Here is a 23,486-nt window from a genome sequence, read left to right on the forward strand (position 1 = left end):
ATTAGCTGATCTTGATGGATGTTATTGAATGATCTCCATCGATGTTATTAGGTGATCTCCATGGATGTTAATATGCAACTGGGAAGGACGATATTACTCCCAAGCGTTATTAGATGAACAAGCGTTGTTGAGCTGCATGATGTATGTTGATTTAAACCCAGTCCGTGCGGGCATGTGCGATGATTTAGAACATAGCGATTACACTTCCATCCAAACTCGAATTGCACAATACCAGCAGCACACAGAATCATCACAAGACCCGACTAGCAATAAGCATACTGATAACAAACCCCCAGAACAACCACGCTATTTAATGCCCTTTGGCTCAAGTAAAGACAACAATGCTATCGCGTTTGAATTTTAGACACCCATAATTTTTAGACGGCTAATTACTTTTTGTACTAGGCTAGAGTCCTACTAAATGAGAGTGGGAGTAGCATCATGGCTAGAGCGAGAGGAAGTCTCATCGATTTATCGGCGACCCCTTATTATCACGTGGTTTCACGGTGTGTTCGGCGTGCATATTTATGTGGCGAAGACAAATACTCGGGTAAAAATTACAACCACCGACGACAATGGGTGTTAGACAAAATTCATCTGTTGTCTAGCATATTTGCCATTGATATTGCCGCGTATGCGATTATGAGTAACCACTATCATCTGGTGTTACGCGTTGACCGTGACCAAGGACTAGCATGGTCTCAAGATGAAGTGATAGAGCGTTGGTATCGCCTTTATAATGGCAACGCCTTGGTTGATTTATATCGTAAAGGCATGATTGACGATGAAGCGAGCCTCAACAAAGTCGCTGAGTTTGCAGCGCTCTGGCGAGAGCGTTTGTATGACATCAGTTGGTTTATGCGTAACCTTAATGAATATATTGCCAGAGAAGCGAACAAAGAAGATAAGTGTAAAGGGCGTTACTGGGAAGGACGATATTACTCCCAAGCGTTATTAGATGAACAAGCCTTGCTGAGTTGCATGATGTATGTTGATTTAAACCCTGTCCGTGCAGGTATGTGTGATGACTTAGAACATAGTGATTACACTTCGATTCAAACCCGCATTGCACAATACCAGCAGCACACAGAATCATCACAAGACCAGACTAGCAACAAGCCGACTGGCAAACCCCCAGAACAACCGCGCTATTTAATGCCCTTTGGCTCAAGTGAAGACAACAATGCTATCGCGTTTACACTGTACGACTATTTAGAGCTTGCCGATTGGAGTGGGCGAGCGATACACCCCAACAAAAGTGGTTCGATTGACGACACCACCCCAAAACTGATTGATAGGCTAGGGATAAGTCCCGACGATTGGATAGAAGTGATAAAGAACTTTAGGCGACAATATGGTCACTTTGCTGGCAGCGAATACGCGTTGCGGCAATGTGCAAACGACCACGGACAGTGTTGGCATAAAGGCGTCGGCTAAAACGGCAAGATAAATACACCACGGTAAATACAACCTCTAACAGCCTTAAGGCTGGCTTTGTCATGCCTGAAATTCAACAATTGTAGGTAAATTTGGCTCTAATCACCTTACAAAAAATCAGTGCTAGAAAAACAATAAAGCAGAAACGAAAAGAGAGCAGTTAGTAATCAATTGACTCAAGAAGTTTAGCCGTCTAAATTATTTGGGTGTCTATTTTTCTTTTGATGTAAAATACAAACCGTCAATGAAGGCTTCACGGTAATTGAGTATCTTTTCAACATCATCTCCTTCGGTAAACTCGCGCCCTTCGCTCATATTTATTGCAAATACAAATGTCATCGCCGCTAAGATTAAATCGTGAGGCCTAGAACCATATTTACCATCAAATAATTGAGGATTTTGATCATAAGTTTCATTAACTAAATGATTAGCTATGCGCAGGTTATTACCTGATACATTATAGTTTACTTCATATGCATCCAAGAACAGTCTAATGTGAGTAAGAGCTTTAGATTTATAAGCCGTATTTTTTATTCCAGAAAAAAATCCCATATTATTACCTTAATTATCCATAATTAATTTAATAATAATACTTTTATCTTTGAAATCAATTGCTTTAAATGGAAGTTACATCAAATGTTATCATCCCAACAGCAGTTACGTAATAATAAAGAACTGAGTGAATAGTTCTGTATAGTGATATACACCTCTGAAACCCTTGATGCTGCACCCTAGTGTGACCCCCCCCTTAGAACCCCTTGGTTACATGTGACCACCTATCACTCAAAGTAACCCAAGGGAGTCTCACGCCGTAGCTTCATCAGGGTGAAGTGCACCACGTACGAATATCAATTCGAGTTATGTGCTGTAGTGATATCGCAGTTGAGCAATGAGAATCGTATCATCTTGGTATTTATACACAATACGGTGTTCATCGTTTATTCGTCGAGACCAGTAACCAGCTAACCCATGTTTTAGTGGTTCGGGTTTACCAATTCCGCTATAAGGCGATCGTTGTATTTCTTTAATTAACGTATTAATTCGCTTTAACATTTTTTTATCGGTAGTTTGCCAGTACAGATAGTTTTCCCATGCTTTTGTTGCAAACGTTAATTTCATTCAAGCAACTCTCGTTCGGTACCTTGGCCTGCTTCAAGTTCTGCAATTGAATCGAGCAAATGCCTTGCATTGGCTGGCGAACGGAGTAAGTATGTTGTTTCTTCCATTGCTTGGTAATCTTCAAGAGACATCATTACAACGGGAGCCTCACTTTTTCGCGTAATAATGATTGGTGCGTGATCATTGCAAACTTGCGCCATAGTTGAGGCTAAATTGGCACGAGCAGATGTATAGCTTATAGCATCCATGTGGTTCTCCAAAGTGTTCATGTACTTAATGCTGTACATGTTAGTCTAATGGCACATAATAAGCAACTCACGCTGAGTATGACAAACTTTGTAAGAAGTATTCATAGAGGACATAGTAATGAACATAGCTAGATTAAAAGAACAAGCAAAGTCACTATTTTCAAGTGCTGGTTTCATTACTCATATTCAAAATGAAGACGACTATGAATCGGCATTAGAATTAATGGATGAACTTATTGAAGACTATGATGAGCAAAAACCATTAATCGAAGTACTTTCTATCTCTATTGAGCGCTGGGAAGAATAATCAGAAGAATTTGCTCAATTCAATGCCAAAATTGAATGTTTAGACAGCGGAGTATCTGTTTTGAGAGTGCTAATGGATCAGCATAAGCTTAATACAACTGATTTTAAAAACGAGATTGGTGGGAAAAGCATGGTATCTATGATTTTGAATAAAAAAAGAAAATTATCTCTCCAACATATCAAAGCCTTATCAAATAGATTTGGAATATCCCCACTGCTATTTATTTAATATTACTTAATCGTGGTGGAGTTCAATTAAGTAATATCGAAGTATCAGGGAAATAAAAAAGGATATTTAGATGGATCTTAGTTCGTACTAATTTATATGCAGGCACGATACTGTGATCCAAATATCGTGTACTTTTACTCGAATGATCCGGCAAGTAATAGCTGCTCAGTCAAACAATAACGTTGCCACCAATCACTTTCACTTAATAACTTATCGATTAATGCTTGTTCTTTAGCGCTGCCATAGCTTGCTGCCGGTTGTGTGATGTTGGATGAGTGCTGCATTATATTGCCTGTTGACGCGGTTAACAAGGCGCTGCAATGACTATTATGGGCTTGATAATTATGGGTGCTTGTTGCCGTTAGTAAAGTAGGGCAAACCGGGTAAATCGGTAAATTCGGGCACAAATAAAATAGTAACCAACTAGCGGCTTGCTCTTGGTAGCTACTGCCAAACAACTGCTGCGCGGCAGCCGCGACCAGCTCCGCTGCTAAAACAGCTTTAGCTGACGCGTTGTCGAAGTTTATAGGTTGTGTTAGTTGTGGCCATTGCGGCTGTAAATATTCACGGACAAACAGTTCAATGTTTGGGGCTATATCGTGATGGCTCATGCCAACACTGGGCAGGGTTTTAGCTTGCCACAAAATATGAAGGTAGGTTTTATCAACTAAGGTACGACCGGCATTGGTCCATTCAAATTGGGCGGCGCGTTCAAGGCTGCCATAAAAAAGGGTTAATAGGGCATTTTCACTGCTGCGAATATCAAACCCACTGCCAACCAAGGCATTAGGCTGGCTCCAGTTATGATGCATTAATGTGGGCAGGGTAGTTTGTTGCGCGGTTTTATTATTCATTATCAAGCTCACAATAAAAAAGGCGTACTATAACTAGCACGCCTTACTTTAGGTTTAACTGGCAGATTAACAATTAGTAACCAAATAGCCGTGGCAAGAACAAGGTGATTTCTGGCACGAATGCAATGATAAATACCGCGACCGTCGAGACAAAGGCAAAAGGCAATGCTTTAACCGTGACTTCTTCGAGCGAGATGTTCGAGATGCCCGACGCAACAAACAAGTTCTCTCCCAGGGGCGGGGTAGAGAAGCCAATCGACAAGCTGCAAACCATCACAATACCAAAGTGGACAGGATCAATGCCCAAGCTATAAGTGACGGGCAGTAGCACGGGGGTTAAGATCATAATTGCCGCAAGCGTTTCCATAAACATGCCAACAAACAACAAGAACACAATGATTAAGGCCCAAATAATATAAATGTTATCGGTCACACTTAACATTGACTCTGCCACCACACCCGGAATATTATTTTCGACTAATACTCGGCCAAATACTGTGGCAGTAAATAAGATTAATAAGACTCGTCCTGATAACCAAGTGGTGGTTTCAAGTGACCGAAATAGATCCGCCCATTTAAGCTCTTTGTGAATAAATACTCCGACAAACAAAGTATAAAAAATAGCGACGATGGCTGATTCTGTCGGGGTGAAAAACCCTGAGTATATGCCGCCCAAAATAACCAGCGGTGCCATCACCGACCAAATTCCGCTCCGAAAAGCGCTTTTGATATGTTTAATGTCCCAACCTTCTTCGGTGCCCATGTAACCGTTGCGACGGCAACGAATGTAGTTCATGGTCAATAAGCTTAATGAAAAAACTAAGCCGGGTAAAAAGCCAGCGACGAACATTTTAGTAATAGACACTGTTTGAAAACTGCCGTGTTCAGCAAGTGCCGCTTCTGGCACCGTTAAGCCAATCGCTGATATCCCAAAAATAACCATTGGTATTGATGGCGGAATAATAATGCCCAGACCTCCCGATGACGCGGTAAGCGCTGACGCATAACCTTTGTCATAACCGCGATTAACCATCGCCGGGATCATTAACATGCCAACTGCTGCTGTGGTGGCAGGACCTGAGCCGGAAATCGCGCCGAAAAACATACAGGCTAAAATGGTTGCCGCGCCAATGCCGCCGGTAATTGGACCGGCGAAACTCTCAGCCAAGTTAACTAAGCGTTTCGAAATGCCTGCCGCTTCCATTAAGGCACCCGCCAAAATAAACGAGGGCAGTGCCATTAAGGGAAATGAACCGACAGAGGTAAAGGCTATTTGAACCATTTTTATGGGATTTTGTTCGAGGTAAAATAGGCTACACAGTGCTGAAACGCCAAGTGCGACGGTAACGGGCGCACCGATAAATAATAAGACAGTGAATGTGCCAAAGAGTACGAGTATTATATTTGAATCCATGAGTAACTCCTGAGCTATTTACTGTCGTTATCGACGCGGTTAGCAGGTTTTTTGTTGTTTTTATCGCTTTTTTCGTCAAAGTCGAGCTCTAATTCGTTTAATTGTTCTAGTTCTTTAGCATCTGGATCTCGAATGTCGATGCCTTTTACAAACTTGTAATAGTTGACTTGAATGATCCGAAAGGTCATTAAACTAAAGGCAATTGGCAACACTAGATAGATGTATTTCATCGGAATGCCAAGGGTTTGAGATTTCCAGAATAAATTCATTTTATGAAAAACAAAGTCGTATGACAGGTAGACGAAATAGCAATTAAAGGCAATCCAAATTGCGTCAGATAGAAACTCTAGAAAAGTCGCTACTTTAGGAGGCATTAATTTATATTGAAAGGTTACCCGGTTATGCGCTGCAAGTTTAGCGGCGTAACTTGCGCCAAAAAAAACAAACCACACAAACATATAAACCGATAATTCCTCACTCCATGACAACGAATAACCAAACAATTGCCGCGAAATTATTTGCGCAAATAAAATGCAAACAAACGCCGCGAGCAAGGTCCGACAAATGTAGCTTTCAATGTTATCGAGAAATTTAAAGATCTTACGACCCATAACTGCACCCTCTTAGATAAGACCGGTGCTAATGGCATTAGCACCGGTCAATTGTGATAATAGATTAAGAGATAATGGCTTAAACTTTTTCACGTCCTAAGACAGTTAATGCGTTGTTTACTTTCGCTTTGCCACCGATACTTTCATAAAATTGTGGCCATACTGCGTCGGTCGCTTTTTTAATCCACTCGACTTCACCGTTGGCAGGGTCAGTAATTTCCATGCCACGCTTAATGAGCTCAGCCTTGATTTTTATTTCGCTGGAGACCAAAGACCTAGCGCTGTAATCAGTTGCAGCTTTACCTGCAGCGAGAATTGCGGCTTGGGTTGCTTTGTTTTGATCTTGGAATACTGATTCACTGACGATTAACGGCTCAATTGAAAACAAATAACGAACGTTGGTGATGTACTTTTGGACCTCGTCAAACTTCATCGCGTAAATAGTGATGTATGGATTGTCTTGGCCGTCGATAACGCCCTGTTGCAAGCCGGTAAAGGTTTCAGACCATGCCATTGGTGTTGGATTGATGCCCCAAGATTTGTAGGTTTCGATCATGATTTCATTCTTTGGTACCCGAATTACCATGCCTTTAAGGTCTGCGAGCGTTTTGATTGGGCGCTTTGAGTTGCTTAATACGCGAAAGCCCGAATAAGCCCAGCCAATAATACGCACGCCAGCATCACGTTTGGTATTTTCGATCAGCTTTTTGCCAATATCACCTTGAGTGAGCGTAACAGCATCTTCCAAACTTTGGATCATATAAGGCAAGGTTAACAGGCCGACCGAGGGTGAAAAAGGCGTGACATTATTGATCGCCAGGATTGAAAAATCTAAGGTACCAATTGACGCGTCATTAACGGTGTCTTGTTCGCTGCCGAGTTGGCCATTTAAGAATAATTTGGCACTGTGTTTTGTATGGGCTGATAGTTCTTCGATGAATTTTTTACCTAGCGCTTCTTGCGTTCCGCCTGCACCGTCACCAACGGCAATGTTAAATTTAGCAGCACTGACGGTATTGGTGGCAAGCATGAGGCTGGCGGCGAGGATAAGTGCTTTGGCGATGTTATTATTGTTACTCATCTGTTTCTCCATAATGTTAATCGCTCCTTGATTGCGGAGCATAGTAGCCTTTGACGTTTCAATTAATACGCTAACAAGACTTTGGTTTTATGATTATGTGATTTCATTATTCTTTGGTTTCATTATTGTGCAGCACTATCATAAAATGGCGATATGGTCGCTACTGCTTCAAAAACGACATTGACCACTTCAAATTTAGTTGTTGGTTAATAATGTGATTACATAGTTAACGTTCAGCGCATTGTTTTTTAGAACCAGCCATCGGATCTAATTGGGGCCACATTTTAACTTGTTGATTTTAAATAAACTTGCATGGTATATCAGTGGTGTTTGTTGGCTTTAATCGTGGGGGAATAGCGTGACTGCTGACAATTAACTGGGTGATGGGGTCGTGCAAAGGCTAGCCGGTATTTTTGTGGCTAACCCTTTTAATAGCGCGGTAGATATTATTAGTCTAATTCTTTTATTTGGCGACGAATTTCGTCCATTTTTGCCGTCATTACTTTTTCTAAATGGTCTAGATCAGACAGGAATTTCTGCTTAGCATCTACCGGTACGGCCTCTTGACGGGTTGCATCAAGTTGTTTTAGTTCTTGCAGTGCTAACACCAGCTGAGGGCTTATCTTTGCCATGTTATCGAATGCTTTCGAGTGGCGAACTTCAACCGGCAACGCTGAGCGATTACGGATAAAGGAAAACTTTTTGGTTCGTGATAAAAACGAGCCTTTTGGGCGTTTATAATAAATCTTTAGCACATCGGTATTACCCTGCTGACGCAAGGTATATTTTTGTACGTTGTCAACTGACTTAATGCCCATTTGGTTTAAGGTTGGGTAATTTGACATGATGTGTTGTTCTCACAATTTGGCGCTTAGCTCGCTAAGCACGGGACTTTAAAATAGGTTAACGGCGCTCGATAAACTCAACAATAATTGAATAGATCAGATAACAAGGATTATTATTCGAGCTGGGTCGCTAGCATTGGCTAGCTATTGGGTTCAGCTGTCACCATTTTTAATATTGGTGTTTCGGGCGGCAGTGTAGGTGAGTAAATTACCTTGAGTTAGGACCAGTTGGCCAAACCGATAGAGCCAGTTGATTTTGGCTTATATTTATCATCTTGTACTAAGGACTTAAGCCGCTATTGACCTTTGGCAATAAGCTGTAGGATCTCTTTAAACACCCCATTTTCTAACACCTCTGGCAGGTCTAGAGCCAAGTTCGAACGATAGTAACTGCTTAAGTCGAGCCCGAAACCCAGTGCATGTAACTCGATATCACCGCGTGCTTCTAACATCTCGCACACTTGGCGTAAATGGTTGTCGAGATAACCGGGCTCATTGGCTTGGTTGGTCGCCGTTTCCATTGGGCAGCCGTCGGACAGTACAATAAGGATTTTGCGTGGTTCTGGGCGCGCTTGCATCCGTGATGCGGCCCATAATAGCGCTTCGCCGTCGATGCCTTCGCGAAATAATTCTGGCTTTAGCAATGCGACCAGCTGATGACGTGCCCGTTTTAATGGCGTGTCGGCATCTTTATAAATAATATGTTCAAGCTCGGCCAAACGACCAGGATTGGCCAAACTGCCGCGCGCACGCCATTGCTTTAATGGCTTGCCGCCTTGCCAAGCACGGGTAGTAAAGCCTAAAATTTCGCTGGTGGCACCGGCGAGTTCCAGCGCTTTCGTCATTAATTCAACCAACATGGCGATTGAACTAATGTGGTGCTTCATAGAGCCTGAGTTGTCGATTAAAAAAGTGACTAAACAATCATTGTGCGGTTGATAACGTTCTGTTTTAAATAATTGTCTAAAGTTAGGTGAGGTCACTAACGTGGTCAGGCGTTTGGCATCAATATAACCTTCTTCTTGACCAAAGTTCCAGCCTTCACGGCGCGGCGCTGCTAAAATTGTGGTCCAATCACGGGCCAATCGAGGCACATTAACCCCTTGTCCAGCAATCAGTAAGTCTTGCTGCTGGCGCAGTTTTTTACTTTGATGCGGCAAAATAAGTTGTTCGGCGGCCACTATGCGGTCGTTGCTGGTGGAAAAAATCTGGTAATTGGCTAATTGCTTCACTAATTTATTGTATTCATTGCGATAACTTGGCTCGGTAGCACCGGGTGATTGGCCGTCTGGGTTGGCCTCAGGGTATAAAATTAAACTAAACCCAGCGACCGCGGCTTCGGCTTTACTGGTGGCATCGTTGTTTTCATCGTCGTCGCCATCCGCCATCGCGTTAACAATTTCGTCGATTACCTTAACGATGCCTAATGCGTTTTCGCCATAGTTTTTTTGGTGCCGCGGGTTATTGCGCAGTCCCATTAAATAACCACCAATGTGCGGTGCTAACATCATGCGTTGCGGTTCAATTAAATCTTCAGTTGCCTCGCTTACACCATGACGGTTTAGTCTCGCCCATACCACTTGAGCAATGGTATAAACCAGCAACCCAATGTGATTTTCAATCATGTCTGAATGACTAAAATCACTGCACCATTGCTGGTAGCGATGTTTTAAATTGGCTTTAGCACCGGGATGATTCTGGCTAACCAGTGACTCAACCCGTAGTTGTTCAAGCAGCTCAAAGATGACTTGGCCGACCGCACTAGCAGGCACCAATTGTTGGTGTAATTGGGCATCGCTATGTTTTAAGCGCAGTGCAATACCGTCGGCAGCGCCGCGAAACGATTGATAATCGTCTTTGCTTAAGTCGGGCTGCAAGTGTGGCGCACGAATGCCCGATGATTGACCATTAACTTCGGGCCGGCGGCCACGAAAACGAAAGTTCTTTTCGCCTGATACTGCTCTAATCGTTGCACCGCACAGTTCTTCAACCTGTTGCTGCAATTTATCGGTTCGAGACGCAGGTGACGGTTCGTTGGCAGGTTCGCTGCTTAGGTCGCGGTAGCTGCTGTTGCCACTAAATTGTTCATAGTTGGCCATCGGCCATCACCTTAGCGGCTTGATGCGCCCAAGATTCGGTGAGTTCTTGGTCAAAACAGCGTTGGAAGAATTCGGCAATAATTGGCCGCTCGGCTTCGTCACATTTGTTGAGGAAAGACAGGCGAAAAGCGACCGCAATATCTTGGAAAATTTCATTGTTTTCGGCCCACGAAATGACAGTGCGAGGTGACATTAAGGTGGATATATCGCCCGCGGCAAAGCTGCTGCGGGTCATGTCGGCGACCGCGATCATCGATCTGACCAACAGTTCATCAGAGCCGCCCTTCAGACTAGGTACCCGCGCCATCACTATTTTTACTTCGTCATTGGTTGGCAAGTAATTGAGGGTCGTAACAATATTCCAGCGATCCATTTGCGCCTGATTAACCATTTGGGTGCCATGATACAGGCCATTGCTATTGCCTAACCCGACAGTGTTGGCGGTCGCAAACAGTCTAAATTGTGGATGTGGGGTGATCACTTCGTTTTGGTCAAGCAAGGTGAACTTGCCATCGCGTTCTAAAATACGCTGGATCACAAACATCACATCGGGACGCCCGGCATCTATTTCGTCAAAAATTAACGCAGTAGGTCGGCGCAATGCCCACGGCACTATGCCTTCTTGAAACTGGGTAATTTGCTTGCCATCACGCAATACAATGGTGTCTTTGCCGACTAAATCGAGCCGGCTGATATGACCGTCGAGATTCACCCGAACACAAGGCCAGTTTAACCGCGCCGCGACTTGCTCGATATGGGTAGATTTACCGGTGCCATGCAGGCCTTGGACCATTACCCGGCGATCACGAAAAAAACCGGCCAAAATAGCCAAGGTCACTTCTGGGTTAAATTGATAGGCATTATCGATATCTGGGACATGGCTATCGCGCTGACTAAAAGCGGGCACTTTAAGGTTGCTATCGATGCCAAAGACGTCGCGCACAGACAGCATGATATCGGGTTTATCAATGGTTATATCAGACATCAAAAATTCCTATTACTTACTGCAATATATATTAAGCAAAGTGTATGTAATTTAGCTATTACGCAACGGAGCCAGTGCAAAGTCACCGATGGTGCCAGTAACGTCCTTGGCTTGCAGTGTAATTGACTGCACTTCTATACTGCTTGTAACAAACTAGCGCTAATAAAGGATTAATTGATGAAGCAAAATTTATTGTCTTCAGACAGCCATCAACAACCGTCGATTTGGGCGATAGGTGGGGCCGATAAACTCGGGGTCGCGGCCGACATTCGTGTCGCCGGCGCTAACCATGTGCATTGTGCGACTATTATTAGCAGTATTAGTGCGACCAGTACCACAGCCAATAAGATAGCGGCGACGTCGGTTGAACTGCTCAAAATACAGTGGCGGACAATAGCCCTCGAGTCATCGACCAATGTTTGTAAAATAGGCCTGTTGGTTAATGCTGAGCAAATATTGTGGCTGGCGAATAAGCTAAGGGATTACCGCCAAATTAACCCCGAACTAACCGTTATTTATCAACCTGTGTTGGTTGACGATGAAGGCGAACTGGCTCTTAGTCAGCAAGCGATCACGCAAATAACACGTTATTTGTTACCACAAGTTGATTTGCTGATGGTGAATTACGTTGCAATGACGATATTATCCGAGCAGTCGGTCGCGAGCAGATCACAAGCAATTTCAGTTGGGCTGAAATTTAGCCAGCACTATCAGTTAGGGCTGTCGCTTGAGGTCTCCGAGCCACAACACGCTCAGACTAACCATTATTACTTCTCGCTCAAGCCCGCTGACAACATGGTGATGGTCACCAGCCAAAAAGCAACGCCAAACTTGCCAGCTTCGCAGTGTACGAACTCAAGTGTGGTAGCCAGTCTGTTAGCCAAAAATTACGGTTATGTTGATGCGTTGATTTTGGCGCAAGGCATTATGGCACAGGCGATATATCAACCCCATCCATTGGGTAATGCACGTGAGAATGTGTTTCAACTTAGCCCGGTTAATGGCTTTAATGACTTGCCACAATGTTATAGCTTCGAGCAATTTATAGCTCAATCTACTCAAAATAATAGCTTAAGCAAGCTGGTATATTCCGCGATAACATCGAGAGCTTGTGCCACTAATTTAGGACTGTTTATTACTGTAGATCATGTGGGATTGCTCGAGGATATCCTTAAACTTGGAGTAAAAAGCACAACCTTGCTAGCTTGCAGTGATGACAAGGGAGAAATTGAACGTGCGGTGATCGAGGGCGTAGCCTTAGGGCGACAATATCAAGCGCGGGTGTTTATAGCACAGCACTGGCAACTGGCGGTTAAACATGCGGCATATGGCATTGAACTAACGTTAGAACAATGCGCTCAGGCCGACTTGGCCGTGATTAAAGACGCGGGGCTGCGGCTAGGAATTAAGGTCAATAGTCTTTATCAGGCACTAGAAGCCTTGAAACTCGGGCCAAGTTATTTGGTGCTTGGTGGTGTAATGTCAGATGAAGTGGCCGTTGAAAAACTAGCGCTGATTGCTCAACTGTTAAAACACCGCTGCGTGGTGGTGGCAAAAAGCTCAGCGACGGTAAACGAGGTCGCTCAGGTTCTGGCAAGCGGGGGGGACGGTTCAAATACTAAATGTGCCACAGCAATCGTTTGAGATTAAGGCAATTAGGGGCGCCGACGTATAACATCGATTACATTCAGTGAAAAACAGCACTGCCTAATCGCATTGAGTTTGAAGATAGTAATGATCAGCAGCTTAAAGTTAAATTTCTGATGACCCTGTGATATTACTAAAGCAACTAGAACCACTGGCTACCTCAAATTAAAAGATGGTTTTAACTTGAGGTAGCCATTAACCCTAACAACATAGAACGCTGTTAAATATCGATTATAGTTCAACAGCAGCGGGCAAAGTTGAAGGGCTGGAAACTGTTATGATTTATGGGGAAATGGAAATGTCTATTTCTAAATCGACTAAGTAACTGCTACTTGTATTTAGTGGCACGGTGACATTTAAAATACCACCGACATGAATATCGAGAATTCCGCTAGCACCACTATCTATGATGGTTACATTATTGGCTATCATTGTTTTGGTCTCAGTGTCACTGCTCACTTCACCCGTTGGCTTAAAAGTAAACAAATTCCCGGGGTAGGTAAAGGTATAAGGAGTAATTCTCATGAAAGTATTTTTCGGTGCGAGAACACGATAATGGCCAGGTAAGCCGTTGTGAGTTGGGCACGTATTACTAAAATCACTGGTAAATATTCCGGTAGAAAATGCCATCTGACATTGACCGGTAATAGGTACTACGGCACCAAATGTAAGTGGCTGAATTATTGCTGTTACATGCCCAGTGGCAAAAACTTGCGCTGTAAGCGTGATATTAATAATTGCTAGTCGTAATCCGATGTAAAAAAGACGAATTTTTTTAGTCATAATATATTTTCCTGCCCAATTAAGCCGACGAATTAAAAACTATTTTACCGACGGTTGTTGTGGCTTATATAGCGTAATAATAATTTTAAGATTAACGTTTTTTAACCCAAGCAAGTTGTTGTAACTCTGTTGATAAATTAGCCGCGGCATTTTTTGCTGCGCTAGCGCTCTTAAAACTGCCCAAGCTTAATACTTGTAACGTTCGGTCATTAAGTTGTTTACTAATCACTGTGAGTTCATCGCGGTTGAGCTGATAATGTTCGATAAAGCTTGCGATGGTTTTCGGTTGTGAGGCAACTAGTAATTGAATTGTAAAATCATTGGAGCTTGCCTCTAGCGGCAGTGAGTTCGGTTGAGTTTTTTGTCCGGTTATCGTTTTGATAACTGATGAAATCCCTGGGTTATCAGACTTAAATTTCTGTTGATACTGTTCTGCCTGCTGACGCTGGATAAATGCCTTACAACGAATAAGATGTAACAAGGATTTTTTTACTACTGTACAGTCGTTGGCCAGTTGAGGATGGTCGGTTAGCCAATTTTCGGCATTGTTACGTTGCGCATAGGCACCAAGTTGCAATTGGAATAATGGCTGAGCAGCTTCTATTGGAGCAAGTTGTTTGTTTGGTGTGACTGACGGTAGTGATATCGCTGGGGTAGCTTGTACAACAGGTTGCACTATTGTATTGCTAATCTGCGTTTTTGGTGGTTGTTCTGGCTGTGGCTTTTCTGAGCTTGGTGTTATTGGTCGCTGAAATTGACCATTGGCTTCAGCACGTAAAGCAGTATCACTGGCAATTGCTGATGGTGGCACTGCGACAGTTAGGTCATCAATAATACTTTCGCTCGCTTCAGCTTTTAAGTCAGCGTTGTTAGTTGCCCTAGGTGATGCTGCCAGAGTTAAAGGCTTGGGACCATCTTGAGCATAGTTTGCTGGCGTCGAAAAATTACGATTGTTGGCCTTATTTACAATGGCTACACGAGGCTCCCAAGGCACTGCATAAATTTGTTGTGCCGCAATATCTTCGCCAAAGTAAAATGCGTCCCCATTACTTGGATCTAATGTCAAGGTGCTCGACTCTGGCAGTGTTGTCGGTGCTGTGTTTTTTCTAAGTAATACGAGAGGTGCGATTTCGTAATCGCCACCTTGTTTTGGTGTAACAAAATGTAGCTTGCCACGCTGTGCCACTAAACCAAGTCGATTAAGGTCTTTGTTTGCTACTTGCAAAGTATAATGACCAGGATTAAGTCCGATCACTTCGAAAAAACCGTCAATATCAATTGCTAAAACTTGGCTAATACCAGTATTACGATTAACTAGTTCAATAGTTCCCGATGTTAGGGGTTGCTCTCGGTCTTCAGGACCTATCACAGCAAAACCTGAAATGTTGGTTTTCAAAACGAAGGGGAGTTCGATGTCAATTCGGCTGCCTGGATGAGTATATATAGTATAAGACTTGTCTTTGGTTGCTACACCATCTTGCCAGTTGGCGGTAAAGGTAAAAGGGGTATAAACAGGAACGCCAGGTAGACTAACTCGTCCTTGTTTACTGGTTGTTAGCCCTCGCCATAGCGGCAGTGGAGAAAACTCAACATTGTCTAGAGTCCAGTCTCCCTCATCGCGTCGGTTATTACTGTTGCGATCTAGGTAGCTGGTCACATTTAAATTTCCGGAGGCGGCAGAGTTTTTACTTGAGAATAAAAATCGCTGATTATGAGCGTCATAATCAATGAAAAAACTGAGTCCTAAGTTTACCGACCACTGTTTTTCTGAATCGATGTCACCAAAAATGCTTAAACCAAAAGTATCGAATGTTGTGTTGTAACTGTAATTTAGATCCCATTTATCGACGATTTGAGCGTTTATAGCAGGAGAGTAACCACTTCTGAGCGTATGAATGCTCCTATCGTTTAATCGCCATGATGCACTGGCTGTAACACGGTTTAACTGAGTGTCTGGTTCTATTGTGTAATTGGCTGCGCCACGAAGCTTAAAAGGGCCCCACTTCGAGCTAACGGTGAGGTTTCCTGCGAATAAATTGGAAACGCCATCAATATCAAAAGTCTGGTAATTGGTTGAATTACTGAAATGTAAATTTGATAGACGCCAAGATAATCGAGAGTCAAACAGCCAGCTATTTATATGCTCATCATTACCGCGGTATGTTACTGAGCTACGATAACCAATCCCACGGCTAAAAGGCAAGATGCCACCAGTGGCAAAGGCCATTTGATAGTTGTGGTGATCATCTGGCATTGTCGAACTTGAAAAGTCACGTTGCTCTTCTAAAGTTATATTATAGTTTTGACCAGAAGAAAATGAGCCAATACCCTGCAATAATAAATGATGGCCATAGTTTTGTTGTTTTACCAATGACAAATCAATCACTAGATTATTAAAAGCTGACTGAATATGGCTACCAAGGTAATGTTGATTTAGTTGTTTATTATCATTTGACTGTTGGGTGTCGCGGCTACGCTGAAAAAACGAACCGATATGGGTATTGTTAAATGGTGAATAATCGACGGAAAACCCCATGTCTGTACCAAAACTGCCAGCGACAGTATCGGAGCCGTCGCCGTCGAGCAAAGTTTTATTTCGGTCAAGAACGTAAGCGTCATAGGCCAATTCGCCCTTGGGTAGCCAATTAGCACCAACATTGAGATTCTCACGACGAACCTCTTCTTCACCAAACGGACCAAATAAACGGATTTCAAACTGATTACTCCCATAATCAGTATCAATATCACGAAATAGAAAATGGCCATTTTCTGGCACAGTTTGGGTACTAAGTAAAAAACCATTGTGATATAACTCGGCTTCCCAGCCAGGAGTCGCATCCCCTTCAATATCTTTGCTACCAAAATTTCGACTGAAATTATCAGGTCGACGTGATAATTCAAATCCGAGCCCCGATGGTACATTGCTTAATAATGAGTGGGATGTTGCAGATATGTCGCCAAAGCTATATTGACGTAGTCCACCCCAGAGTGTCTCATTTGGGTTTGGTTGGTGACGGGAAAAATTAATCCGTGAATTGACATCACCAGTTTGAATATCTTGAAATAACGAAATTGCGGCGCTGTGATAAAGAATATCAGATGATGTTTGAATGCTATAACCACCTTGAATATTATCATGATCTTTTTGTGCCCCTAGCCTCAGAGATATATCTGCTGTGGGAGGAGTAAGTAGTTGATAAACATCAGATACGTAAAATCTATTAGATAGTTGTTTTTTTTGTTGTTTTTGCCTAACCTGGCTACGATTCCATTGTTTTTCAATTGGGAAAAGTTTAACCCCAGATTTTAAATTGACTATTAATTGTGATAAAAGAACCTCTATTTTCCCTTGTAGTAGCTGTTCTAGGACTAAATGCGAGAGGTATATCTCAAAATCATCGCGGCCCCACGAATAATCTGCATCATTCTCGAGTAGAGAGATAGAACTATTGTTTTTAACAAGCTCGATGACCGAAGTCATACCATCATGGGTTATTAATAACTTGCCTGTCTCAATGTTAATTTCAGCTCTAGCACCTAAGGCACTAACGAGTAAACTGGCAGGTAACAAAGTTTGCTCGCCACTTTGGAATGCTTCAATTGAACTTAATAGTCGTTTGTTTTGTAATCGAATGTCGAGCAATAAAAAGTCACTTTTCTCTAAATCAACCTCTTGAAATTGGTTGGCCAGCGATTCTATACTGATTAAAAGCATTAAACAGCCGCTAAGGCATTGAGTAAAACGAGAAACGCGTTTTGAAATTACTACTGTCATATAAAGCCCTGTCTCATTTTACTTAGCACATAGCCATTGTTAGCTTGATGGTTAATCATTTGTGATAATGTACTGCAACGTAATCTCTAGTATTGAAAATGCGTTAGTATATCCGCTACTGATTAAAGATTCAGTGTTAACGATGACTTTTGATTGCCACCTTCGCGTTTTGATTCTTCAAATTTTATCTTAAGTGGGCCGCGGGGACTTTTTTCTAGTTTTATCGTGACTTGTTGCATAGTTACCGGTAAAAAGACTGCCACGCCATTTTGGGTGCCAATAACGTCATTATTATGATCTGTAACTGTTATTTTTCCGTACAAAGAGCGATCACCTTTGCGATTAAGTAGTACTTTTAGCTCATTATTGAGAACTTTTGCATCAGATAAGGTGGCTATAGCACTTAGTTTACCGACACGAGCAACGATCGGAATGTTATAAATAACCCGCGTCGTTACCATATTTTGCTGTAAGCCTTCTTCAATTTTAGCTGTAACAATTTCGCGGCAGGCTATTTTTAAATAACTGATATACTCACCATCAACTTGATTTTTACGTCGTCTCATTGTTAGGCGAACGGTCTGGCTGCCACCTGCAGCAATAGTGACTCGACTTGGTGAATAACGAATCAATTTATCAGCATTATTAAAGATCTCCTCACGTTTTTTTACTGGTTTTGTATCGCCATTTTTTTGCACTTGCTGGTAGCTATAACCTAAAGTACAGCGGCTATCAATTTTTCCGCTATTGAGTACGAGCAATGAATAATTTCGTTGTTTCTCGTCTAAGGAAATCCGGTAGCGGGAAAACTCAATTTGTGCAGAAGCTTTAAATGTTAGTAATAGCAGCATAAAAATCAGGCTGCTGATAAGAAGAGGGTGACGCTTGAAAATAATCATGGTTTTCCTATGATCAATACGATTGTATTTAAAATATCAAAATTTAAACAAAAAAAAAAGCCTTATAAAAATAAGGCTTTGTTATATTTAACTCGTTATTTAATAAACAACGTTAATATCAAAACTTGCAGGGATTGAGGCACCAGCGGTTAAACCACCGACACCAACAGTTATTTCTCCGCCGACAGCTAAACCGATATTGCCACTAGTATCTGAGGTAACAGTTACTTGGTTATCTGCAGTAATAAGTTGTTCACCAGCAGCAGAGGCACCTGCCGAGTCATTATCTGCAATGCCAGCTGGGGCAAAGGTAAAGCTGGCATCATCAGCGCCGCCACTAACTAAGGTAATTTTCACTGGTGTCGATACTGCACCCGCGATCAAATAGTGACCATAATTACTTGTGGTTCCTGAAGTGTCAGCACAACCGCCGCCTGCAGCTGCAACACCAGTGTGTTGTGCTAGAGTGATAGCAAAGGGTTCGCCAGAATCCCAATCATCACCAGTTGCTAAAGGTGTGATTTCACAAGTTGCTAACGGATCAAGTTTTAGTGCTGTGCCAAATAATAAGGCCTGACGCTCGGTAATCGTTACTGGGGCAATAGTATCAACACTAAAGGTAAAAGTATCGGCTTGAGCCGATGTTGCTACGACAGTTGCAACAGTTGCGCCTAAAACGGTCTTTTTAAATACAGAAAAAGTATTATTTAAGTTCATTTTTTATTTCCTCACTATATAGTAAAAATTGTTCGTTGACGGTGCTTTATCACTCGAACTTAGTTAACTGAGCGGTAATTAATGTGGATACGACCGCTTATAATCATTTATCGACCCAACCAACTGAAACTTTAGAATAAAAAAAATATTTTTCTAACTATTGGCTGTTCCGTTAATAAGCAAAAATCGTGCCTACGTTGATACGCTTAATTGACTCTTGTTAACGTGTTGATATTTAACTATAATTTTTAGTTGGTTCCATGGGGAGTATTTAAGCTATCTATAGTAGTTTAAATACTATACAAATCATGCGACCAACCACCAATTATTTGGCGTTAGGCTTGAGGTTCGACGGCAACAGTTAGCCTTACTTCTCATTATAGCTGCCACTACGTGAGATTTTTGTCTTTTATCTAAGCCTTTTTCATTAATTATTATACCTGAAATTAAGGCCTAAAAAATCAGAAGATAATATTAGACATTTTGGCGCGTATTATGCTTGTAATAAGCAGCGACAGAATTTTGTCATTAATTGTATGGAGTACCACAAAGATGAAAACCGGATTAACATTATGTTGGATACTGTTATTGTCAGCATGTAGTTCTGGCTTTGATCCTGATTTTAATCTCGGATTTAAACTTTTTAACGCAGATGAAAAACCACCTAAAAATGAACTCAATCTGTTGGTCGGATCGTTAGTGGCGGAGATGTTATCGAACAATCAATTTGTCGGTCGGCAAAATGCCATTGCGGTGACGTCGATGGTTGACTTAAAAGACTTAAACACCGCAAACCGTTTAGGCAACCAAATCTCAGAAGGTATTATGCATTATCTTCATGATAATGGGTTTAGGGTGGTGGATTTTAAGCTAACAGGCACGATTCAAGTACGAACTGACGGTGACTTTATTCATAGCCGTGATTGGAAAAAATTAAAAAATGAACAGGCCATTGATTATTTGGTGAGTGGCACAATTGATCAATATGAAGGTGGTGCATATATAAGCACTCGTATGGTCGGATTACAAAGTCAGGTTGTAGTAGCAAGTGCTCAAGCGTTTATTTCACGAGAAAACTTGTCACGTTATGCCGAAGTACCGGTCAAACAAAAAACTGCCAAAGAGCTGTTGTTAATTGAACAGGCTGAAAAACAGCTGAAAATAGAGCAGCAGAAAGATCAACGTCAGCTTTATATGGACAATGGTTTTTTAATCCGCAAACCGTCACGGGCTAACAACCAATAGCTGTATCGCTATCTTGCCACTTATTTTTAATTTTAATGCACCGTTGTTGTGCATTAAAATTAAAAAATCTGACTTAAATAATAAATAAGTATTAAATAACAGTTACATATAATCTTTTTCCAGTTGGCTTAACCATTGCAACCTCTAACGTTAGTTATCTTTTTGTTCATGAGGAATCTTTGTGTCGAATCAAAGCCAACCAGCAGCGCCGATTTTAGTCGATAGTTTAAACGACAGTTCACAGCCCATTAAAACCACTTGTCCTTATTGTGGTGTTGGCTGTGGCATTGACGTTACATCCAATAACGGCAAGGCGATGATCAGTGGCGATAAATATCATCCCGCCAATTTCGGCAAACTGTGTATTAAAGGTAAAAACCTCGGTGATACGCTAGACAATCACAACCGGCTTGATTTACCACAGATAAATAAGTTACCGCAGTCATGGCCACGGGCGCTAGATTATGTCGCGAGCAAACTTAATCAAACCATAAGTGAGCACGGTAAAGACTCGGTCGCTTTTTATGTTTCGGGCCAGCTTTTAACCGAAGATTATTATGTCGCTAATAAGCTAATGAAAGGCTTTATTGGCACAGGTAACATTGATACTAACTCACGGTTATGTATGTCGTCAGCGGTAGCGGGGCATAAACGGGCCTTTGGTGAAGACATTGTGCCAATGAGTTATTCCGATATTACCAAAGCCGATTTAATTGTAATAACGGGCTCGAACCTTGCGTGGTGCCATCCGGTTATTTATCAACGTATTCGCGACGAAAAGCAGCGCCGGCCTGAGCTTAAAATAGTGGTGATAGATCCACGCATAACAGCCTCAAAAGAATTAGCAGATTTGCATTTACCGATTAGCCCTGGTGGTGATTTGATCTTGTTTAATTCGTTACTGCACTATTTGAATCAGCAGCAATTGATCGATCCCAGTTTTGAGACCGCTGATCAAATTGATGAGCTTAATAAAGTACTGAATAGTGCTAGCGACGATTACTTACGGTTAAACGAAATTGGCTTGGCAGATGCTGACACGGCACAATTCTTTCAATGGTTCGCCCAAAGTGAACGGGTTGTAACGCTGTTTTCGCAAGGCATTAATCAGTCTGAGCAGGGCACAGATCAAAGCAATGCAATTATCAATTGTCATGTGGCCAGTGGTAAAATTGGTAAAATAGGTTGTGGTCCCTTTTCGATAACCGGTCAACCAAATGCGATGGGCGGCCGTGAAGTTGGGGCGTTGGCTAATACTTTGGCAGGCCATATTGAATTTGACGATACTGAGTTGTTGCAACCGCTAAGTGATTTTTGGCAAACCAAAAACTTAGCAACTACGCCCGGTCTTAAAGCGGTTGAGTTGTTTGATGCGATTGACGCAGGAAAAATTAAAGCAATCTGGATTATGGCGACTAATCCCTTAGTGAGTCTGCCCGATCAAAACAAGATTAGACAAGCATTAGAAAAATGCCCCTTGGTGATTGTCAGTGATTGTGTCGCGAGCAACGATACTTTAGCGCTGGCAGATGTGATTTTACCGGCTCAAACCTGGGGGGAAAAATCAGGCACCGTGACAAATTCAGAGCGACGCATTTCTCGGCAACGTAATTTTTTGACCCCGTTTGGCCAGGCAAAAGCAGACTGGTGGATAATCTCGCAGGTTGCCCAGCGTATGGGTTTTGCCAAGCAGTTTGATTACCACAGTGCGCGAGATATTTTTACTGAGCATGCTAAATTATCGGGTTTGGAAAATAGCGGCTCGCGCGCATTTGACATTTCCGCCTTTAGTCACTTAACCCAAACTCAATATGACAACTTTATGCCACGACAATGGCCGCAGCCACAAGGGCAACCTTTGGTGGTCAGTGACCAGTTACTTTTTAGTGATAACCGTTATTTCACTGCGAATAAAAAAGTCAGGCTAGTTAATGTGTCAGCAGGGCCAACTCAAATCAGCCCAAGGGCGTTTACCCTCAACACGGGTCGAAATCGCGATCAATGGCATACCCAAACCCGAACGGGTAAAACGGCTATTTTAACCAATCATCATCCTGAACCTTTGGTCGACATTCATCGTGATGATGCTAAATCGCGCGCAATTGTTGATCAGCAATTAGTGGTGTTAACCAGCGATCAAGGCAAGCTAATAGTCCGTACCAATATCAGTACTATGCAACGGCGTGGCGATCTATTTATCCCGATCCACTGGTCGCACAGCAACAATAATCAAGGTGGTGTTGGCAAATTGGTTAAGCCGGTTTACGATCCAATTTCTGGCCAGCCGGCATTTAAGCATTCAAAGGTTGATATTGAGCCGCTGTCGGTTAATAGCGAAGCGATGATTATAGTAAAGCAGCCGCTAAGCTTAGACATTGCCCAGTACCAAGTAGAGCAGCGGATAAAGGGCGGTTATTGCTATCATTTGGCCAGTGCTGAGCAACCCGAGCTGTTATATCAGCGATTAAATACCTTAGTATTAGCTAATCACCAGTTTGAATCATTTGAACGATTAAGTGCGAGCGATCCTAGCAAGCAATATTATCGCCAATCTTATCTGGTTGCTGGTCAGTTAGCTGCCGGTGTCGTGGTGGCAGAGACTAAAGGCCAGTTACCCAATGGCTGGCTCAGTCAATTTTACCAAACAACAGATGATAACGAAGCCAAACGCCGTTTTATATCTGGTGATGTTAAGCAGCAGCAGCAACAAAAAACGTTTTGTCAGTGTTTAAATATTCCCGTAGGACAAATTACTAACGCGTTAGAGTCTGGTGATTTAACCGTGGCACAAATACGTGCTGCCACCGGTGCAGGCGGCGGCTGTGGCAGCTGTATTGGTGATATATCATTGTTGATAGAATCGGCGTGTGTCACTGGCTAAACCATTACATAATGGTAAAAATAAAACGGCAGCAATAATGGCAATTGTCTGTAATAGTTAATTTCATTCTAATTAGCCACCAGATGCTCGAAAGAGAGATTCTTTATAATTTTTAATTTGGCAGCATGCCAACTGTTGCTTAAATAGTACTAAATGGCCTGCGTGTAATGCATACGCAGGCTTTTTTTGTGCCCCTCTACAGTGCAATGCTTGGGTTATTGTTGGGCATAAGCATATGGGTAACCTAACACTGTCGTGGGTAAATTAATTATAACTAATACATATATCCGTTATATATCAGTGGCTTAAAA

The 23,486-nt window shown here is 42.3% G+C and carries 18 protein-coding genes and 2 pseudogenes; 6 read left to right on the forward strand and 14 right to left on the reverse strand.

Annotated elements, in window-relative coordinates:
* The first annotated feature begins 79 nt into the window (after positions 1–79).
* Positions 80–235 (forward strand): annotated as a pseudogene (locus HRU23_10705) (transposase).
* 206 nt (positions 236–441) lie between these two features.
* Positions 442–1,437, forward strand: a complete 996-nt coding sequence (locus tag HRU23_10710; protein NRA54604.1) for a transposase — start codon at positions 442–444, stop codon at positions 1,435–1,437.
* A 210-nt stretch (positions 1,438–1,647) separates the two neighbouring features.
* Here HRU23_10710 and HRU23_10715 read toward each other — a convergent pair whose 3' ends face one another.
* The 3 genes from HRU23_10715 to HRU23_10725 form a co-directional block, all read right to left on the reverse strand.
* The gene (locus HRU23_10715; GenBank protein NRA54605.1) at positions 1,648–1,989 is read right to left on the reverse strand and encodes a hypothetical protein; all 342 of its coding nucleotides are present in this window, start codon (positions 1,987–1,989) and stop codon (positions 1,648–1,650) included.
* Positions 1,990–2,295: 306 nt separating this feature from the next.
* Positions 2,296–2,556: a Txe/YoeB family addiction module toxin gene (locus tag HRU23_10720; GenBank protein NRA54606.1), complete on the reverse strand. Its 261-nt coding sequence runs from the start codon at positions 2,554–2,556 to the stop codon at positions 2,296–2,298.
* Positions 2,553–2,804 (reverse strand): type II toxin-antitoxin system prevent-host-death family antitoxin, encoded by a 252-nt coding sequence (locus HRU23_10725; GenBank protein NRA54607.1) that lies wholly within the window; start codon positions 2,802–2,804, stop codon positions 2,553–2,555. The genes HRU23_10720 and HRU23_10725 overlap by 4 nt, the downstream gene beginning before the upstream one ends.
* Positions 2,805–2,922: 118 nt before the next feature.
* On the opposite strand from HRU23_10725, the pseudogene HRU23_10730 reads away from it, so the two are divergent.
* Positions 2,923–3,339 (forward strand): annotated as a pseudogene (locus HRU23_10730) (transcriptional regulator).
* 134 nt (positions 3,340–3,473) lie between these two features.
* Here HRU23_10730 and HRU23_10735 read toward each other — a convergent pair.
* From HRU23_10735 to HRU23_10765, 7 genes are all read right to left on the reverse strand, one after another.
* Entirely contained in the window at positions 3,474–4,193 is a 720-nt protein-coding gene (locus HRU23_10735; protein ID NRA54608.1) for a hypothetical protein, read from the reverse strand.
* A 73-nt stretch (positions 4,194–4,266) separates the two neighbouring features.
* The gene (locus tag HRU23_10740; GenBank protein ID NRA54609.1) at positions 4,267–5,607 is read right to left on the reverse strand and encodes a TRAP transporter large permease; all 1,341 of its coding nucleotides are present in this window, start codon (positions 5,605–5,607) and stop codon (positions 4,267–4,269) included.
* A 14-nt stretch (positions 5,608–5,621) separates the two neighbouring features.
* Positions 5,622–6,218 carry a TRAP transporter small permease gene (locus HRU23_10745; GenBank protein ID NRA54610.1) on the reverse strand — a complete coding sequence of 199 codons (597 nt, stop codon included), beginning with the start codon at positions 6,216–6,218 and terminating at the stop codon, positions 5,622–5,624.
* 79 nt (positions 6,219–6,297) lie between these two features.
* Positions 6,298–7,299, reverse strand: coding sequence for a TRAP transporter substrate-binding protein (locus HRU23_10750; protein NRA54611.1), 1,002 nt, complete (start codon positions 7,297–7,299; stop codon positions 6,298–6,300).
* 449 nt (positions 7,300–7,748) lie between these two features.
* Positions 7,749–8,144 (reverse strand): DUF3461 family protein, encoded by a 396-nt coding sequence (locus HRU23_10755; protein ID NRA54612.1) that lies wholly within the window; start codon positions 8,142–8,144, stop codon positions 7,749–7,751.
* A 296-nt stretch (positions 8,145–8,440) separates the two neighbouring features.
* The gene (locus tag HRU23_10760) at positions 8,441–10,243 is read right to left on the reverse strand and encodes a cobalamin biosynthesis protein CobT (GenBank protein ID NRA54613.1); all 1,803 of its coding nucleotides are present in this window, start codon (positions 10,241–10,243) and stop codon (positions 8,441–8,443) included.
* Positions 10,230–11,228, reverse strand: coding sequence for an AAA family ATPase (locus HRU23_10765; protein ID NRA54614.1), 999 nt, complete (start codon positions 11,226–11,228; stop codon positions 10,230–10,232). The genes HRU23_10760 and HRU23_10765 overlap by 14 nt, the downstream gene beginning before the upstream one ends.
* A 177-nt stretch (positions 11,229–11,405) precedes the next feature.
* Here HRU23_10765 and HRU23_10770 point away from each other — a divergent pair, with 177 nt between their 5' ends.
* Positions 11,406–12,872: a bifunctional hydroxymethylpyrimidine kinase/phosphomethylpyrimidine kinase gene (locus HRU23_10770; GenBank protein NRA54615.1), complete on the forward strand. Its 1,467-nt coding sequence runs from the start codon at positions 11,406–11,408 to the stop codon at positions 12,870–12,872.
* A 285-nt stretch (positions 12,873–13,157) separates the two neighbouring features.
* Here HRU23_10770 and HRU23_10775 read toward each other — a convergent pair whose 3' ends face one another.
* The 4 genes from HRU23_10775 to HRU23_10790 form a co-directional block, all read right to left on the reverse strand.
* Positions 13,158–13,658: a hypothetical protein gene (locus tag HRU23_10775; protein ID NRA54616.1), complete on the reverse strand. Its 501-nt coding sequence runs from the start codon at positions 13,656–13,658 to the stop codon at positions 13,158–13,160.
* Positions 13,659–13,749: 91 nt separating this feature from the next.
* Positions 13,750–17,433, reverse strand: coding sequence for a hypothetical protein (locus HRU23_10780; protein NRA54617.1), 3,684 nt, complete (start codon positions 17,431–17,433; stop codon positions 13,750–13,752).
* Between the two features lie 122 nt (positions 17,434–17,555).
* The gene (locus HRU23_10785; GenBank protein NRA54618.1) at positions 17,556–18,332 is read right to left on the reverse strand and encodes a hypothetical protein; all 777 of its coding nucleotides are present in this window, start codon (positions 18,330–18,332) and stop codon (positions 17,556–17,558) included.
* A 99-nt stretch (positions 18,333–18,431) separates the two neighbouring features.
* Positions 18,432–19,049 (reverse strand): hypothetical protein, encoded by a 618-nt coding sequence (locus tag HRU23_10790; GenBank protein ID NRA54619.1) that lies wholly within the window; start codon positions 19,047–19,049, stop codon positions 18,432–18,434.
* Between the two features lie 552 nt (positions 19,050–19,601).
* Between HRU23_10790 and HRU23_10795 the strand changes: the two genes are divergently transcribed.
* Both HRU23_10795 and HRU23_10800 read left to right on the forward strand, forming a co-directional pair.
* Positions 19,602–20,294 carry a hypothetical protein gene (locus tag HRU23_10795; protein NRA54620.1) on the forward strand — a complete coding sequence of 231 codons (693 nt, stop codon included), beginning with the start codon at positions 19,602–19,604 and terminating at the stop codon, positions 20,292–20,294.
* Between the two features lie 211 nt (positions 20,295–20,505).
* Complete coding sequence (locus tag HRU23_10800; GenBank protein ID NRA54621.1) at positions 20,506–23,175, forward strand: nitrate reductase; 2,670 nt, start codon at positions 20,506–20,508, stop codon at positions 23,173–23,175.
* Positions 23,176–23,486: the final 311 nt, after the last annotated feature.

This window comes from Gammaproteobacteria bacterium (assembly GCA_013214945.1).
Taxonomy (GTDB): domain Bacteria; phylum Pseudomonadota; class Gammaproteobacteria; order Enterobacterales; family Psychrobiaceae; genus Psychrobium.